Annotated in this window: 20 protein-coding genes; 13 read left to right on the plus strand and 7 right to left on the minus strand. The window is 41.9% G+C overall.

Annotated elements, in window-relative coordinates; all coding sequences use genetic code 11:
- Window positions 1-7: 7 nt before the first annotated feature.
- The 6 genes from ibaG to mlaF are packed head-to-tail and all read right to left on the minus strand — an operon-like array spanning window position 8 to window position 3311.
- Window positions 8-262 (minus strand): BolA family iron metabolism protein IbaG, encoded by a 255-nt coding sequence (gene ibaG / locus L4C37_RS18615; protein ID WP_137375197.1) that lies wholly within the window; start codon window positions 260-262, stop codon window positions 8-10.
- 13 nt (window positions 263-275) lie between these two features.
- Window positions 276-584, minus strand: a complete 309-nt coding sequence (locus L4C37_RS18620) for an STAS domain-containing protein (RefSeq protein ID WP_137375196.1) — start codon at window positions 582-584, stop codon at window positions 276-278.
- Entirely contained in the window at window positions 584-1240 is a 657-nt protein-coding gene (locus tag L4C37_RS18625) for an ABC transporter substrate-binding protein (RefSeq protein ID WP_429769407.1), read from the minus strand. Before L4C37_RS18625 ends, L4C37_RS18620 begins: the two co-directional genes overlap by 1 nt.
- A gap of 4 nt (window positions 1241-1244) precedes the next feature.
- Complete coding sequence (mlaD, locus tag L4C37_RS18630; RefSeq protein ID WP_429769408.1) at window positions 1245-1733, minus strand: outer membrane lipid asymmetry maintenance protein MlaD; 489 nt, start codon at window positions 1731-1733, stop codon at window positions 1245-1247.
- Window positions 1734-1735: 2 nt separating this feature from the next.
- Window positions 1736-2515: a lipid asymmetry maintenance ABC transporter permease subunit MlaE gene (gene mlaE, locus L4C37_RS18635; RefSeq protein ID WP_273296847.1), complete on the minus strand. Its 780-nt coding sequence runs from the start codon at window positions 2513-2515 to the stop codon at window positions 1736-1738.
- A gap of 1 nt (window position 2516) precedes the next feature.
- Window positions 2517-3311, minus strand: a complete 795-nt coding sequence (gene mlaF / locus L4C37_RS18640; protein WP_273296848.1) for a phospholipid ABC transporter ATP-binding protein MlaF — start codon at window positions 3309-3311, stop codon at window positions 2517-2519.
- Window positions 3312-3575: 264 nt separating this feature from the next.
- On the opposite strand from mlaF, the gene L4C37_RS18645 reads away from it, so the two are divergent.
- The 12 genes from L4C37_RS18645 to mgtE all read left to right on the plus strand — a co-directional run bounded on the left by L4C37_RS18645 (window position 3576) and on the right by mgtE (window position 12888).
- Window positions 3576-4541: a calcium/sodium antiporter gene (locus tag L4C37_RS18645; protein ID WP_273296849.1), complete on the plus strand. Its 966-nt coding sequence runs from the start codon at window positions 3576-3578 to the stop codon at window positions 4539-4541.
- 45 nt (window positions 4542-4586) lie between these two features.
- Window positions 4587-5558, plus strand: coding sequence for an arabinose-5-phosphate isomerase KdsD (gene kdsD, locus L4C37_RS18650; protein ID WP_429769409.1), 972 nt, complete (start codon window positions 4587-4589; stop codon window positions 5556-5558).
- On the plus strand, window positions 5558-6115 hold the full coding sequence (kdsC, locus tag L4C37_RS18655) for a 3-deoxy-manno-octulosonate-8-phosphatase KdsC (RefSeq protein WP_429769410.1): 558 nt from the start codon (window positions 5558-5560) through the stop codon (window positions 6113-6115). The genes kdsD and kdsC overlap by 1 nt, the downstream gene beginning before the upstream one ends.
- On the plus strand, window positions 6112-6675 hold the full coding sequence (gene lptC / locus L4C37_RS18660; protein WP_429769411.1) for an LPS export ABC transporter periplasmic protein LptC: 564 nt from the start codon (window positions 6112-6114) through the stop codon (window positions 6673-6675). Before kdsC ends, lptC begins: the two co-directional genes overlap by 4 nt.
- Window positions 6656-7150 (plus strand): lipopolysaccharide transport periplasmic protein LptA, encoded by a 495-nt coding sequence (lptA, locus tag L4C37_RS18665; RefSeq protein ID WP_137375187.1) that lies wholly within the window; start codon window positions 6656-6658, stop codon window positions 7148-7150. The genes lptC and lptA overlap by 20 nt, the downstream gene beginning before the upstream one ends.
- Before the next feature lie 21 nt (window positions 7151-7171).
- A complete protein-coding gene (gene lptB / locus L4C37_RS18670; protein WP_137375186.1) occupies window positions 7172-7897 on the plus strand; it encodes an LPS export ABC transporter ATP-binding protein in 726 nt (241 codons plus the stop codon).
- 55 nt (window positions 7898-7952) lie between these two features.
- A complete protein-coding gene (locus L4C37_RS18675) occupies window positions 7953-9425 on the plus strand; it encodes an RNA polymerase factor sigma-54 (protein ID WP_137375185.1) in 1473 nt (490 codons plus the stop codon).
- Between the two features lie 48 nt (window positions 9426-9473).
- Window positions 9474-9761 carry a ribosome hibernation promoting factor gene (hpf, locus tag L4C37_RS18680; protein ID WP_137375184.1) on the plus strand — a complete coding sequence of 96 codons (288 nt, stop codon included), beginning with the start codon at window positions 9474-9476 and terminating at the stop codon, window positions 9759-9761.
- 1 nt (window position 9762) lies between these two features.
- Window positions 9763-10221, plus strand: a complete 459-nt coding sequence (gene ptsN, locus L4C37_RS18685; protein ID WP_137375183.1) for a PTS IIA-like nitrogen regulatory protein PtsN — start codon at window positions 9763-9765, stop codon at window positions 10219-10221.
- Window positions 10222-10225: 4 nt separating this feature from the next.
- Window positions 10226-11089: an RNase adapter RapZ gene (gene rapZ / locus L4C37_RS18690; RefSeq protein WP_137375182.1), complete on the plus strand. Its 864-nt coding sequence runs from the start codon at window positions 10226-10228 to the stop codon at window positions 11087-11089.
- 9 nt (window positions 11090-11098) lie between these two features.
- The gene (locus tag L4C37_RS18695) at window positions 11099-11374 is read left to right on the plus strand and encodes an HPr family phosphocarrier protein (protein ID WP_137375181.1); all 276 of its coding nucleotides are present in this window, start codon (window positions 11099-11101) and stop codon (window positions 11372-11374) included.
- A 158-nt stretch (window positions 11375-11532) separates the two neighbouring features.
- Complete coding sequence (mgtE, locus tag L4C37_RS18700) at window positions 11533-12888, plus strand: magnesium transporter (RefSeq protein WP_429769412.1); 1356 nt, start codon at window positions 11533-11535, stop codon at window positions 12886-12888.
- A 179-nt stretch (window positions 12889-13067) separates the two neighbouring features.
- Here the strand turns inward: mgtE and pmbA are convergent, their stop codons facing one another.
- Window positions 13068-14411, minus strand: coding sequence for a metalloprotease PmbA (gene pmbA / locus L4C37_RS18705; RefSeq protein ID WP_137375179.1), 1344 nt, complete (start codon window positions 14409-14411; stop codon window positions 13068-13070).
- Window positions 14412-14528: 117 nt separating this feature from the next.
- On the opposite strand from pmbA, the gene yjgA reads away from it, so the two are divergent.
- Window positions 14529-15053 (plus strand): ribosome biogenesis factor YjgA, encoded by a 525-nt coding sequence (gene yjgA / locus L4C37_RS18710; RefSeq protein ID WP_137375178.1) that lies wholly within the window; start codon window positions 14529-14531, stop codon window positions 15051-15053.
- Window positions 15054-15172 lie beyond the last annotated feature (119 nt).

A 15172-nucleotide genomic window follows, 5' to 3' on the forward strand; every position in this document is an offset into this window, starting at 1 on the left:
ATAAACCTTACAGAGACATCAGTTTCTTATCGCGTTCCCACTCTTCTGGCGTGTAAGCCTTAATAGAAAGAGCGTGGATATCATTGCGTTGAATGTATTCCATTAAAGGACCATAAATAAGTTGCTGTTTTTTTACTCGGTTCATACCGTCAAAACAAGCATCTATTGCAACCACTTCATAGTGGCTACCTTCACCCTTTACGATAAGTTCTTGTAGGCCTAACGCCTCTGTTAATAATTCTTGTACTTTTGTGCTGTCCACAAATAGCTCCTGCCTAATCTTTTAAGTGTTTTGCCATCAATGGCTGGATATTGCTCAATTGGAACAACGTTCGTAATTGTTCTGGCACGAAACTGAGCATTATATGACAGTTTTGATTTTTTGCATGCTCTATTAAGTGAATTAGCATCACCATTCCAGCCGAATCAATGCGATTTACTTGATTTAAGTCGACTTGAACTTCAGATTCAGCCGTTTTCCAACTCTCCAATGTTAACCATAGCAATGGAACTGACTCTCTGTCTAAATCCCCCGAGAGCTGAAACGTATCAATGCTGATTGATTTCCATTGAGGATGTGACATTACTTAGCCCCTTCAAAACGAATTGGCTGTTGCGCCAAACGATCTAGATCTTGTGCAACTGAAACAATACCCTGCTGGCGTATTTTACTGTTCCATTCAGATTGCTTGCTAGAAAGTAAGCTAATGCCTTCCGCAATCATATCAAAAGCTTTCCACTCACCAGATTTTTTATCTTTACGTAATTTAAATTCAAGTTTGATATTAGGACGTGGAGCCGCAATGATATCGACTTTTATGCTAGTAATACGGCTGCTTTCTTTTAACTTAGTTTCTGGTCCAAATTCAATTTTTTGGTCAGTGTACTGAGTCAAAACTTGCGCATACGATGTCACTAGATAGCCATAAAAAGCATCAATAAAAATACGTACGTCTTTTTTATCCGCACCTTTTAAATTGGGTCCTAATAGTTTTAACGCCGCATACTGAGAATTGACGTATGGCATCAACTCTTCTTCAACAATGACTTTCAATAATTCAGGATCGTTCTGAATATTAACTTGCTCATCTTTCAATCGAGAAAAAGCTTGGTCAGCGACTTGCTTCATCATGTGATAAGGCTGAGTTTTATCTATCGTTTCTTTTTTATCAGTCGACTCTGCAAAAACATTCACAGAAAAGAGCAGAGCCGTCAGGGTAATAAATAATTTCTTCAGCATGTCATTATTCCTTTGTCGTTTCTTCTGAGCCGCCAACGCTGTACAAAACCTGACCTATCAGGTCTTCAAGTACTAAAGCGGATTTAGTGTCTTCAATAAAGTCACCATCGACTAGCATTTCTTCACCTTCAAAGACAAAACCTGGCACTAAGCTAATGTACTGCTCGCCGATCAACCCTGAAGTCAGAATCTTCGCACTTGAAGTTTCTGGGAATTGCGAATATTTCGAATCAATAGAAAGATTTACAACTGGTAAGTAACTCTCGCTATCTAATTCGATACTCGTAACACGGCCTACAACCACACCGCCAACTTTGACAGGTGAACGCACTTTTAAGCTACCAATATTGTCGAATGTCGCCTTTAAAGAGTAAGTATGGTTTGAACCAAGACCTTTTACGTCAGCGACTTGAAAAATCATGATTAAGATTGCGCAAATTCCGGCGATAACAAAAGTACCGACCCATAATTCTAATTTTCGTGTTTGTTGCATGATTAATTCCCGAACATCAATGCTGTAAGAACAAAATCTAGCCCCAATACAGCTAGAGAAGAGTGCACAACAGTGCGTGTGGTTGCGCGGCTAATACCTTCAGAAGTAGGTATTGCATCGTAACCATTAAATAGAGCGATCCAAGTCACTGTAATAGCAAAGAACATACACTTAATTAAGCTGTTGCCTATGTCTCTACCTAACTCAACAGAAGACTGCATCGCAGACCAAAAACTACCATGATCAATTCCTTTCCAGTCAACACCGACAAGTTGACCGCCCCAAATCCCTACGGCCATAAAGATCATAGCAAGTAGTGGCATTGAAATTAATCCAGCCCATAAACGAGGTGCAATTACACGCTTTAAGGGATCCACTGCCATCATTTCTAAGCTAGACAATTGCTCAGTTGCTTTCATCAAACCAATTTCGGCAGTTAAAGCTGAACCAGCACGACCGGCAAAAAGCAAAGCCGTCACAACCGGTCCTAGCTCACGTAATAACGATAATGCCACCATTTGTCCAAGGCTACCTTCAGCACCATAATCGATAAGAATCACGTAGCCTTGTAAACTCAAAACCATTCCGATAAAAAGTCCAGATACGATAATAATCGCGAGGGACTGCACGCCTACGCTGTAAAGCTGCTTAACTAATAGAGGGAAGTTTTTTAAACGAGGAACGCCAACCAGGGCTCCGAATAACATTAGACTTGCTCGCCCAAAAGCTTCACAAATGGCTAATGCTCTTTGTCCAACGCTCGCGATATAATTGGAGATCATTTTAGAACAAGTCCTTTTCAATACTCTGAGCGGGGAAACGGAAAGGCACTGGGCCATCCGCGTCACCTTGTAAGAATTGCTGCACCCTTGGATCGTTACTTTGACGTAGTTCCTCTGGGGAGCCACTCGCGATGACTTTTCCATCAGCGAGTAAATAGACAAGGTCGGCAATACTCATCACTTCAGGAACGTCATGTGAAACCACGATAGATGTCAAATCAAGTGCTTGGTTCAAGCTGCGGATAAGTTTAACTAAAACTCCCATCGTAATAGGGTCCTGCCCAACAAAAGGTTCATCGTACATAATAAGAGTAGGATCTAGCGCAATAGCACGAGCTAGAGCCGCACGCCTTGCCATACCACCAGAAAGCTCACTTGGCATTAGTTGCGCAGCGCCACGAAGCCCTACCGCCTCAAGTTTAAGCTTAACAATCGAGTCAATGAACTTCTCACTTAAATCCGTATGTTCGCGGAGTGGAAATGCGACATTATCAAATACCGTTAGATCCGTAAAAAGCGCACCTGATTGAAACAGCATGCTCATTTTTTTACGGGCTTGATATAGATTTCGGCGTGACAGTGATGGGATATTATCTCCATCAAACCACACTTTCCCCGTATCAGGAGGTAATTGACCGCCAATAATACGCAGCAAAGTTGTTTTACCTATACCGGATGGGCCCATGATCGCAGTGATCTTGCCTTTGGGTACGAGTAGGCTAATGTCATCAAAAATAGTTCGTTCGCCGCGAGAGAAAGTTAAGTTCTCTACTCTAACGAGTTCATTATTTCTCATAGTATGGCTCTATCCTTGATCTAAAAAGCATCGATAATTCGGTTCATGATAAGCACTATGTATAATAATTAAAAGCACTGTTCGATTTATTCTAGTGCTCATCCAACCTCTTCTAAATAATAAAATTCATGATTATTTTTAAAAGCGATTAAGTTTGTTTACAGCAAACCAACAATTAATTGAAACAGTGACTTCCCTTTTACTTAGCAACAAGTCAAAATTAGCGGTTAATTACCCCCATTTAACTCATTTGTAGGAATCATCATGCTTGAAGCCATCGCGTTTCTAATTGTCGGTCTTGTTTTTTTAGTTTGGAGTGCAGATAAGCTTGTATATGGTGCTGCTGCTCTTGCTCGTAACGTAGGTATTTCACCTCTTGTTATTGGTATGACAATTTTAGCTATGGGTTCTTCGGCTCCTGAAATGATGGTTTCAGCTACCGCGGCTTTAGATGGAAAAACGGATACTGCGGTTGGTAACGTTCTTGGTTCTAACATTGCAAATATCGCCCTTATATTAGGTATTACCGCTCTCATTAAACCGCTTTCAATCAGCTCTGGTGTTATTCGCAGAGAACTTCCCCTTATGATTGGTGTCACCTTATTAGCCGGTGCTCTATTATGGGATAATCACCTTGGTTTCTATGAAGGCGTTCTTTTGTTTGTGCTTTTTGCCGCATTCTTAATTGCTATGTTACAGATTAGCCGTAAAGAAAAAGTCAATGGCGATGCTTTTGTTGATGAGCAAGAATCAGAAGTCCCTGAAGGAGTAAGTAATCCAAAAGCCATTATGTGGGTAGTGATTGGTTTGATTATTCTTCCGCTAGCTGCCGACATGCTTGTCGATAACGCCGTGGTTATCGCAAAATACTTTGGTATGAGTGATCTAGTTATCGGTCTAACGATCATTGCTATTGGCACAAGTTTACCTGAATTAGCCGCTTCTCTAGCGGGTGTTATGAAGGGTGAAGACGACATGGCCGTAGGTAATATCATTGGTTCTAATGTATTCAACATCCTAGCGGTAATGGGCATCCCAGGTATTTTAAACCCATCCATTCTCAGTGAATTTGCAATGGGTCGTGATTTTTGGGTCATGCTAGGCGTTTCTTTATTACTTGTACTTATGGCGCTTGGTAAATCTCGTAGCGTTAATCGTATAGAAGGTGGCATTCTAGTCACACTGTTCCTTGCATACCAAGGTTACTTGCTAATGAATATGACGGCTTAATCACGCCTTATACAACGAACAAAACCTAATTTTCTGGAGTATTTGATGCCTAAGTCTTTCGATTATCGCAGTGTCGCTAAACAAGTATTAGAGACCGAGGTTGCAGGTCTAACTCAACTGGAACAGTATTTTAATGACCAGTTTTGCCAAGCTTGTGAGCTTATCCTTAATAACAAAGGCAAAGTAGTTGTTATGGGGATGGGGAAATCTGGACACATAGGCAAAAAGATAGCGGCAACACTTGCCAGCACCGGTACTTCAGCATTTTTTGTTCACCCAGGGGAAGCCGCTCATGGTGATCTTGGAATGATTGAACCCGGTGATATTGTACTTGCCATCTCTAACTCCGGAGAGTCAGGAGAGATCTTGAGCCTTTTCCCTGTTCTTAAGCGGTTAGATATCCAAATATTGAGCATGACGGGCAAGCCAAACTCAAACATGGCAAAACTCGCAGATATTCATTTACAAATAACGGTTCCAGCAGAAGCTTGCCCACTTGGTTTAGCTCCAACAACAAGCACAACAGCCACACTGGTTATGGGAGATGCTCTTGCAGTTGCTTTGCTTCAAGCAAGAGGCTTCACTGCTGAAGACTTCGCCCTATCACACCCAGGTGGTGCGCTAGGCAGAAAGTTACTGTTAAAATTAGAAGACATCATGCATACGGGTGAAGCCCTGCCAGTTGTAGCTCCTGAAGCATTAGTTCGTGATGCCTTATTAGAAATTTCCCAAAAAGGTCTGGGGATGACTGCGATTGTTGATAACACAGGTAATATGGTCGGAATATTTACGGATGGAGATTTAAGACGCATCCTCGATAAGCGTATAGATATTCACACCACCGCCATCGGTGAAGTAATGACATCGAAGCCAACCGTAGCTGAGCCAAACATGCTAGCGGTTGAAGGTTTAAACCTTATGCAAGATAAAAGCATCAATGGTCTCATGTTATGTCATGAAGGAAAGCTTGTCGGTGCGCTAAATATGCATGACCTATTAAAAGCAGGAGTAATGTAATGACTCAATTTGTTCAAACATTATATGGCGAAGTTGACGCTACCGTATTCAATATCGCAAAAGACATTAAGCTACTGATCTGCGACGTAGATGGTGTTTTTTCTGACGGTCGTATCTATATGGGAAATAATGGTGAGGAATTAAAAACCTTCCATACCCGTGATGGCTATGGTGTTAAATCTTTAATGAATGCAGGAATTGAAATCGCCATCATCACAGGTCGAAAATCACAGATTGTCGAAAACAGAATGAACGCGCTTGGTATTAAGCTCATTTACCAAGGTCAAGATGACAAAGTAAAAGCTTACCAAGACATTTGCACCAAGTTATCGGTTGCACCGGAACACACTGGTTACATTGGGGATGACTTGATCGATTGGCCAGTCATGGAACAGGTTGGTTTAAAGGTCTGCGTTGCCGATGGTCACCCTTTATTAGCACAACGCGCTAACTACGTTACCAGTATTAACGGCGGTCATGGCGCGGTTCGCGAAGTCTGCGACCTGATCTTACAAGCAAGAAATGAACTTGATATGCATAAAGGCTTAAGCATATGACTTTGCCTCGTATTATCTATTTAATACTAGTCTTTGTGTGTTCTTGGTCTACATATTATTTGTATGATAAATCTCAGGGTCATACAATACAGGTCGCTCCAAATTTAGAATTGCCTATTTTTAGCGGAAAAAATCTAGACAATATTACCTATAACCAACAAGGCATACGCAGTTACGAAATTGAATCGAGCCATTTAGAATACTTTTCAAAAAGTGGCGATACTATTTTTGAAAACCCGATTTTATCGGTCTTTCGAGATGGTCATACGATTGAATGGCAAGTAACCGCAAGGCGTGCTGTGATGAGTGAAGAGCAAGAGCTAACACTCTATGATAATGTTGCCATTAAGAACCTATTACCAGAAGCAAGCTTTGATACAATGACAACTAACAAGCTTGCAATTGAGTTGAAAAATCGAGATTTTAGATCAGAAACGGCAGTTCACATGATCGGTCCATTATTTGAAACAGAGGGACAAGCTATGGAAGGTAATTTCGATAGCAACACTGCAACCCTCTTAAATACTGTCCAAGGTAGATATGAAACTCTTACACCTTAGCCTACTTGCCTTTGCTTTTGCGTCACCTAACGCTTTAGCGTTAACTTCAGATACTGAGCAGCCTGTTTACATTGATTCAGACAGTCAGCAGCTTGATATGAAAAGTAATAAAGTCACTTTTCAAGGCGATGTAAAGCTGAAGCAAGGCAGCATTAATATAAATGCCGATAAAATAGTTGTAACTCGAGACGCCACTACTGGTGAGATCGCTGCTATTAATGCGTTTGGCATACCAGCGACATTTTCTCAGCTCACAGACGATGGGAAAACACTGGATGGGCAAGCCAATAATCTAAACTACCAGCTACAAACCGATAAGTTAATCATGACTAAGAATGCGCAACTGTCCCAAGATGGAAATACCATTAGCGGTTCAAGCATTACTTACCAAATTTCGTCACAAAAGCTCGTTGCTGATAGTGATAAAGATGAGCGAGTAACAACGGTATTACAGCCAACTCAAGTGAACAAATAACGGCGCAAGTGACCAATAATTATGGCAATACTAAAAGCACAAAATCTCGCGAAAACATACAGCAAACGGAAAGTTGTTACTGATGTAAGCTTGCAAGTCGAGTCAGGGCAAATTGTCGGCTTACTCGGACCTAATGGTGCGGGTAAAACTACCTCTTTCTATATGATTGTAGGTCTGGTTGCTCGTGATGAAGGTACTATCAGCATTGATGATAATGACATCAGTATTTTGCCTATGCATAGCCGTTCGCGTTTAGGTATTGGTTATTTGCCGCAAGAAGCATCCATATTTCGTAAGCTTTCCGTTGAACATAATATTATGTCGGTTCTACAGACTCGTGATGAACTGACTCATGAACAGCGACAAGATAAGCTTGAAGATCTTCTTGAAGAATTCCATATCCAGCACATCAGAACCAGTGCAGGCATGGCGCTATCAGGTGGAGAACGACGCCGAGTTGAAATCGCAAGAGCACTTGCAGCAAACCCGCAGTTCATTTTACTTGATGAACCTTTCGCTGGTGTTGACCCAATCTCCGTCATTGATATCAAAAAAATCATTGAGCATTTGCGAGATAGAGGCTTAGGCGTTCTCATTACTGACCATAACGTACGCGAAACATTAGACGTATGTGAAAAAGCATACATCGTGAGCCAAGGTCATCTTATTGCTGAAGGAACACCTGAAGACGTTCTCAATAACGAACAAGTAAAACAAGTTTATCTAGGTGAACAATTCCGTCTATGATTAGATAGAGAGCATCAAGAAAGTCTAAAAATAATAATTAGGTAAGTACTACTGAATGAAACCCTCATTACAACTTAAGCTTGGCCAACAGTTAGCTATGACGCCTCAATTGCAGCAAGCCATTCGCTTGTTACAATTGTCGACTCTGGATTTACAGCAAGAAATTCAAGAAGCGTTAGAGTCAAACCCATTACTTGATGTGGAAGAAGGTGGTGAAGATACGCCTTCAACTGATGACAAAGCCACAAGTGAAGCAAAGGAAAACTCAGCAGACACTCCAGAAGCAACATCTGAGCCCGACTTACCTGATAGCTCAGACCTTATCGAAAAATCTGAAATTGGTAATGAACTAGAAATAGATACTACCTGGGAAGATGTTTACACCTCCAATACAGGTAATACCGGTATTGCTATTGATGACGACATGCCAGTTTATCAAGGTGAAACAACCGAAAGCCTTCACGACTATTTATTATGGCAACTCGACCTGACCCCTTTTAGTGAAACCGACCGAACGATTGCTCTAGCGCTAATTGATGCCGTTGATGACCACGGTTACTTAACGGTTTCACTTGAAGATATTTTAGAAAGTTTCAATAGTGAAGAAGTTGAACTTGATGAGATCGAAGCCGTTCGTAAACGCGTTCAACAATTTGATCCTCTCGGTGTTGCATCCATAAATCTACAAGACTGTTTATTACTTCAACTGGCGACCTTCCCTGAAGAAACGCCTTGGTTGAATGAAGCTAAACTGGTTTTATCCAATCATATCGACCAACTTGGTAACCGAGACTATAAGCTGGTTATTAAAGAAACCAAGCTAAAAGAAACAGAACTACGTGAAGTTCTGCAGCTGATTCAACAACTCGATCCAAGACCTGGTAGCAAAATCACACCCGATGAAACTGAATACGTTGTGCCAGATGTATCTGTATTTAAAGATCATGGAAAATGGCTAGTAACCATCAATCCAGATAGCATTCCTAAATTAAAAGTAAATCAGCAATATGCTCAATTGGGTAAAGGCAACAGTGCCGACAGTCAATACATACGCTCAAATTTACAAGAAGCAAAGTGGCTAATTAAAAGCCTAGAAAGCCGAAATGAAACTTTACTCAAAGTATCAAGGTGTATTGTTGAACATCAACATGGTTTCTTTGAATATGGTGAAGAAGCCATGAAACCAATGGTACTAAATGATGTGGCTTTAGATGTCGACATGCATGAATCTACGATCTCTCGAGTCACCACTCAAAAGTTCATGCATACCCCACGCGGCATCTTCGAACTAAAATATTTCTTCTCTAGCCATGTCAGTACAGATAATGGCGGAGAGTGTTCATCTACAGCAATTCGCGCTTTAATCAAAAAGTTGGTGGCGGCTGAAAATACAGCCAAGCCTCTTAGCGATAGCAAAATTGCTGCCTTACTGGCTGACCAAGGAATTCAGGTAGCTAGACGGACGATAGCAAAATACCGTGAATCCCTGGGCATTTCCCCCTCGAGTCAGCGTAAACGCCTGTTATAAGCTAGCTTAATTAGTTAAAACCAGGCACCCAACTGAAAAGGAAAGTCTATGCAAATCAATATCCAAGGCCACCACGTTGATCTTACCGATTCAATGCAAGACTATGTTCACTCTAAATTCGAAAAACTTGAACGTTTCTTTGATCATATCAATAGCATTCAAGTTGTATTACGAGTTGAGAAAGTAAACCAAATTGCAGAAGCAACATTGCATGTCAATCAACATGACATCCATGCTACTGCGACCGATGAAAGCATGTATGCAGCTATAGATGCTTTAGTCGACAAACTCGTTCGCCAACTCAATAAGCACAAAGAAAAGTTAAGTAGTCACTAACATGCAATTAAGCGAAGTACTTTCATTGAACTGCACCAAAAGTGCAGTTCAATGCACCAGTAAAAAAAGAGCCCTAGAGCTAATCAGCCAAATAGCAGCAGAAAACAGTGGGCAAGATTCTACTGAACTTTTTGAATGCATGCTAAGCCGTGAAAAAATGGGTAGTACAGGCATTGGTAATGGTATCGCCATTCCACATGCGCGTATGAATGCTAGCGATAAAGCCATCGCAGTTTTATTACAATGCCAAGATCCTATCGAGTTTGATGCTATCGATAACCGACCTGTAGATCTTTTATTTGCACTGCTGGTTCCCAGTGAACAATGTAAGGAGCACCTCAAAACGCTTTCTTGCATGGCAGAAAGGCTCAATGATAAACAAACCTTGAAACAGCTCCGTAACGCCCAGAGCGATCAAGAGCTTTATGAGATCATGACTAATGTGCAAACCTGCGAGTGATAAGATGAGATTAATCGTTGTTAGCGGTCAGTCTGGTGCAGGAAAAAGTGTGGCGCTTCGTGTTTTAGAAGACTTAGGCTATTACTGCGTTGATAACTTGCCTGTTGCTCTGCTTAGTGCCTTTGTTTCTTCCATCAAAGACAGTAACCAAAACGTAGCGGTCAGTATTGATATCCGTAACTTGCCTAAAGAGCCGACATTAGTTTCAGACGCTCTCGACCAGATAAAGGCATCGAACGACATAGATGTCGATGTTCTATTTTTAGATGCAGACAAAACAACCTTACTCAAACGCTACAGCGAAACACGCCGTATTCACCCGTTATCACTCAGCTCTGAAAAGCTTTCTCTTGATCAAGCTATTGAGCTTGAAAAAACACTTCTATCTCCACTCATTGAGCAAGCTAACCTCGTTTTAGATAGCAGTAATCAAACCCTCTATGAGTTAAGCGAAACCGTTCGTTTCAAAATTGAAGGCAAAGAGAAACAAGATCTCATCATAGTATTTCAATCGTTTGGATTTAAATATGGTCTTCCAAGCGACGCTGATTATGTCTTCGATGTTCGATTCTTACCAAATCCACATTGGGAACCGGCTTTACGCCCAATGACAGGTCTCGATGCTCCCATCCATTCATTTCTCGAAAAACACAAAGAAGTGATTGAACTCAAGCAGCAGATCCAAGGTTTTGTTGAGCAGTGGCTACCTATGTTAGAGAAAAACAACCGCAGCTACTTAACCGTCGCGATAGGTTGCACTGGTGGTAAACACCGTTCGGTCTACCTAACTCAAAAAATTGGTGAGTACTTCTCTGAACTCGGTCATCAAGTACAGATCAGACACGCCTCTTTAGAAAAAAACAAATAGAGACTAAGCATGGAACTCACGCGAACCGTATTAATACAAAATCGACTTGGTTTACATGCGAGAGCCGCAGTAAAGCTTGTCGAATTGGCACAGAGCTATACTGCGACCATTACCGTCCATAGCGAAGAAGACAAGACGGCTACAGCAGACAGCGTGATGGGACTCTTAATGCTCGAATCAGCTCAAGGGCAGAACATCACAATTCAGGCGTCAGGAGTCGATGCTCAAGAAGCGTTGGATGCAGTTTGTCATTTAATTGAAGATAAATTTGATGAGGGTGAGTAGCCCCATCTTTTCTATGTATTTACATCCCGTCAGCTCCTTCATATTCGCACTTCAATTATTCTCAATTTAATTCCCTAACGTAATAAGTTCTTATTAAATAAGGGCTAGAATTAAGTTACTATTCGAAACATTGTAATAATAACGACTTAGGGGGCAGAATGGCCGAACAACTAGAATTTGACCAAGCTCACCAAACCCTACAAGAAGTCAGTGAAGCCTTAGAAAACGGTCGTTTTGTCCATGTACGCCGACAACTTCAGGATATGGAACCTGAAGATATCGCACACCTTTTAGAAGCATCTCCGCGAAAAAGTCGTGAAGTACTTTGGCAACTCACAGACCCTGAAGACTACGGTGAGATTCTTGATGAACTTAACGAAGACGTAAAAGATGCGTTGGTGTCAAAAATGGCACCCGAAACGCTCGCAGAAGCAACTGAAGGTATGGAAACCGACGATGTTGCCTACGTACTTCGAAGCTTACCTGATGATGTATCTCGTGAAGTCCTGTCTCAAATGGACTCAGTTGATCGAGCTCTTGTCGAAACCGCACTGTCTTACCCGGAAGATTCTGCAGGGGCATTGATGAACACCGATGTTGTCACCATCCGTGGTGATGTCGATATCGATGTTGTACTTCGTTATATGCGAATGCGCGGTGAATTGCCTGATGCAACAGATGCTCTTTATGTCATCGATGAAGACAATCGACTAATCGGTAATTTATCTATTACGGCACTGATTACCACTCAGCCTGATGTTCAAGTTTCTGAAGTCATGGAGAATGCCGACGAAGCCATTGCTGTTGAAACTAGCGCGTCTGATATCGCCAGCCTTTTTGAACGTCGAAACTGGGTTTCAGCTCCGGTTGTAGATGAAAATCAGCACCTAGTCGGTCGTATTACGATCGATGATGTTGTCGACGTAATTCGTGAAGATGCCGAGCACTCCATGATGAGTATGGCGGGTATGGATGATGACGAAGATACCTTTGCACCAGTAGTAAAATCAGCACGTCGTCGAAGTGTCTGGCTGGGCGCGAACGTACTAGCAGCACTAGCGGCAGCCTCGGTTTCCAATATGTTTGAAGCCACTTTAAATCAAATGGCCGCCATTGCCGTATTGATGACGATTGTTCCTTCTATGGGTGGTGTTGCGGGTAACCAAACGGTCGCGCTAGTGATCCGTGGTTTAGCTCTGGGTCACATCGGTGACAGTAACAAACGTGAACTACTGCTAAAAGAAGCGGCAATTGGTTTTCTAAACGGTGTACTTTGGGCGGTGATCATTGGTGGTATTGTGGTTGCTTGGAAAGGTAACTGGATACTGGGCGGGATCATCTCCGCGGCAATGATGACCAATTTAATTGTTGCAGGTATAGCAGGGGTAACAATTCCTGTCATGCTAAAGAAAATGAATATCGACCCTGCACTCGCTGGCGGTATGGCGCTTACAACAGTGACTGATGTGATTGGCTTATCGGTATTCCTAGGGTTAGCAACGATTCTTATCTAAATTTATCGTACTTGGCTCATCTATCTAGCTGAGCCATTTAACTCGTTCATTTAGAGAATGCACTTAAGGCAATACCAAGTTTTAAATATTAATAAACAAGCCCTCACGACCAAGCACTGAATACCAAACACAAAAAAGGGAGCATAATCGCTCCCTTTTCTTTATTTAAAGTTTCTAACTTACTCGCCAGCAACCTTCATTGATTCCAATAAAATAGAACCTGTTTGTATTTGTGAACGCGTTTCCACGTCATTACCCACAGCGACTATTTGGGTGAACATGTCTTTTAAATTACCCGCAATCGTTACTTCTGATACTGGATATTGAATCTCACCGTTTTCTACCCAGAAACCAGCAGCGCCACGAGAATAATCGCCTGTCACTGTATTCACGCCCTGCCCCATTACTTCTGTAACAAGGAAGCCCGTACCCAGTTCTTTAAGCATTTGCTCAAAGTTCTGACCTGTCGATTTAACGAACCAGTTATGAATACCACCAGCGTGACCTGTTGAAGTCATATCCATTTTACGCGCAGCGTAGCTTGTCAGTAGATAAGTCGCTAACACACCATCAGTAATGATCTCACGGTCTTGAGTGAAGACGCCTTCACTATCAAAAGGGCTAGAAGCTAAACCGCGTAATACATGTGGCTTTTCAGAAATGTTAAACCACTCTGGTAAAATTTGCTTGCCTAGGTGATCCAATAAAAATGAAGACTTGCGATATAGATTGCCACCACTGATAGCCATCACTAAATGACCAACTAGACCTGTTGCAACATCAGGAGCAAACATGATCGGGTATTTACCTGTAGCGAGCTTTCTTGCATCTAAACGGCTAACGGTTTTTTCTGCCGCTTCTTGACCAACACGCTCAGGCGTCCACAAATCATCACGGTGACGAGCAAGCGTATAGCTGTAGTCTCGTTCCATTTCGCCATTTGCACCTTCACCAATCACACAACAGCTCGTGCTGTGACGACTTGAAGCATAGCTTGCTAATAATCCATGGCTATTACCATAAACCTTCACGCCATAATGGCTATCGTAGCTTGCACCATCACTTTGCTTAATTTTGTCACTATAAGCTAAAGCTTGTCTTTCAGCTGCAATCGCAATTTCAGCGGCAACATCAGGATTAGGTTCATCAGGGTGGAATAAATCAAGATCTGGAATCTCTTGAACCATTAATTCTTTCGGTGCAGGACCTGCATATGGGTCTTCAGAAGTGTACTGAGCAATATCTAATGCAGCAGCAACAGTCTGAGCGATAGCTTTTTCACTAAGATCAGATGTTGATGCGCTGCCTTTCTTCTGACCGCGATAAACAGTAATACCAAGCGCACCATCACTATTAAATTCAACGTTTTCCACTTCACACATGCGAGTAGAAACACTTAATCCCGTTGATTTAGTTATTGCGACTTCAGCTGCGTCTGAGCTGACTGATGCCATGTCTAATGCTTTCGCTACTGCGGCTTCTAACTCAACACGTTGCTGAGCGACTTGCTGTTTCACATCCATATCTAATCTAATTTTAAGTATCAATATTCGTTAGGATAACAAGAATTTCGCATTCTCCCCAAGATTCTTGCTAAAATAGGCGTATATTCGTTTGAGATAGTGATATAGGCAGAAAAGATGGCTCGCAAAAACCAAAAAGCCCCATGGGAACCAGAAGAAGAAATCATCTGGGTAAGTAAGACAGAAATGAAAACGGACATGGACGCCCTGCAAAAGCTGGGAGAAGAGCTTGTTGAATTAAAGCCTTCGATTCTTGATAAGTTTCCTTTGTCTGAAGATCTGGCTTTAGCGATTAAAGATGCACAGCGCTTTAAGAACGAAGCAAAGCGACGTCAACTTCAATACATTGGTAAAGTAATGCGCAATGTAGATCCTGAGCCAATTCAAGCTGCTTTAGATAAGATTCGCAACAAACACTCTCAAGCAACAGTTGAACTGCACAAACTAGAACAACTGCGTGACCGCGTTGTTGCTGAAGGCGATAAAGCTATTTCAGAAGTGATGGACATGTACCCTGAAGCAGACCGTCAGCGTCTTCGCCAGCTCGCTCGCCAAGCTAACAAAGAGAAATCAGCGAATAAGCCAGCCAAGTCTTCTCGTGAGATTTTCCAAATCTTAAAAGAGTTAAAACTAGGCGACTAACCTTCGCCCCTCTTTACTCAGAAAGATAATAAAAGACCTAGCACATGCTAGGTCTTTTGGTTTTAGAAGTGCTTAATATCGATATGTACTGAAGTATTAAGATGTACTTAGCCTCAATA

The sequence above is a fragment of the Vibrio kagoshimensis genome (assembly GCF_050337535.1).
Classification (GTDB): Bacteria; Pseudomonadota; Gammaproteobacteria; order Enterobacterales; family Vibrionaceae; genus Vibrio; species Vibrio gallaecicus.

What these genes read in the sequence shown, in the direction of transcription:
- yjgA (WP_137375178.1), top strand. Translation starts at nt 14,529, where the DNA reads ATGGCTCGCAAAAACCAAAAAGCCCCATGGGAACCAGAAGAAGAAATC.
- mgtE (WP_429769412.1), top strand. Translation starts at nt 11,533, where the DNA reads ATGGCCGAACAACTAGAATTTGACCAAGCTCACCAAACCCTACAAGAA.
- mlaD (WP_429769408.1), bottom strand. Translation starts at nt 1,733, where the DNA reads ATGCAACAAACACGAAAATTAGAATTATGGGTCGGTACTTTTGTTATC.
- kdsC (WP_429769410.1), top strand. Translation starts at nt 5,558, where the DNA reads ATGACTCAATTTGTTCAAACATTATATGGCGAAGTTGACGCTACCGTA.
- mlaF (WP_273296848.1), bottom strand. Translation starts at nt 3,311, where the DNA reads ATGAGAAATAATGAACTCGTTAGAGTAGAGAACTTAACTTTCTCTCGC.
- mlaE (WP_273296847.1), bottom strand. Translation starts at nt 2,515, where the DNA reads ATGATCTCCAATTATATCGCGAGCGTTGGACAAAGAGCATTAGCCATT.
- lptA (WP_137375187.1), top strand. Translation starts at nt 6,656, where the DNA reads ATGAAACTCTTACACCTTAGCCTACTTGCCTTTGCTTTTGCGTCACCT.
- L4C37_RS18620 (WP_137375196.1), bottom strand. Translation starts at nt 584, where the DNA reads ATGTCACATCCTCAATGGAAATCAATCAGCATTGATACGTTTCAGCTC.
- kdsD (WP_429769409.1), top strand. Translation starts at nt 4,587, where the DNA reads ATGCCTAAGTCTTTCGATTATCGCAGTGTCGCTAAACAAGTATTAGAG.
- pmbA (WP_137375179.1), bottom strand. Translation starts at nt 14,411, where the DNA reads ATGGATGTGAAACAGCAAGTCGCTCAGCAACGTGTTGAGTTAGAAGCC.
- L4C37_RS18695 (WP_137375181.1), top strand. Translation starts at nt 11,099, where the DNA reads ATGGAACTCACGCGAACCGTATTAATACAAAATCGACTTGGTTTACAT.
- lptC (WP_429769411.1), top strand. Translation starts at nt 6,112, where the DNA reads ATGACTTTGCCTCGTATTATCTATTTAATACTAGTCTTTGTGTGTTCT.
- rapZ (WP_137375182.1), top strand. Translation starts at nt 10,226, where the DNA reads ATGAGATTAATCGTTGTTAGCGGTCAGTCTGGTGCAGGAAAAAGTGTG.
- ptsN (WP_137375183.1), top strand. Translation starts at nt 9,763, where the DNA reads ATGCAATTAAGCGAAGTACTTTCATTGAACTGCACCAAAAGTGCAGTT.
- L4C37_RS18675 (WP_137375185.1), top strand. Translation starts at nt 7,953, where the DNA reads ATGAAACCCTCATTACAACTTAAGCTTGGCCAACAGTTAGCTATGACG.
- lptB (WP_137375186.1), top strand. Translation starts at nt 7,172, where the DNA reads ATGGCAATACTAAAAGCACAAAATCTCGCGAAAACATACAGCAAACGG.
- L4C37_RS18645 (WP_273296849.1), top strand. Translation starts at nt 3,576, where the DNA reads ATGCTTGAAGCCATCGCGTTTCTAATTGTCGGTCTTGTTTTTTTAGTT.
- L4C37_RS18625 (WP_429769407.1), bottom strand. Translation starts at nt 1,240, where the DNA reads ATGCTGAAGAAATTATTTATTACCCTGACGGCTCTGCTCTTTTCTGTG.
- hpf (WP_137375184.1), top strand. Translation starts at nt 9,474, where the DNA reads ATGCAAATCAATATCCAAGGCCACCACGTTGATCTTACCGATTCAATG.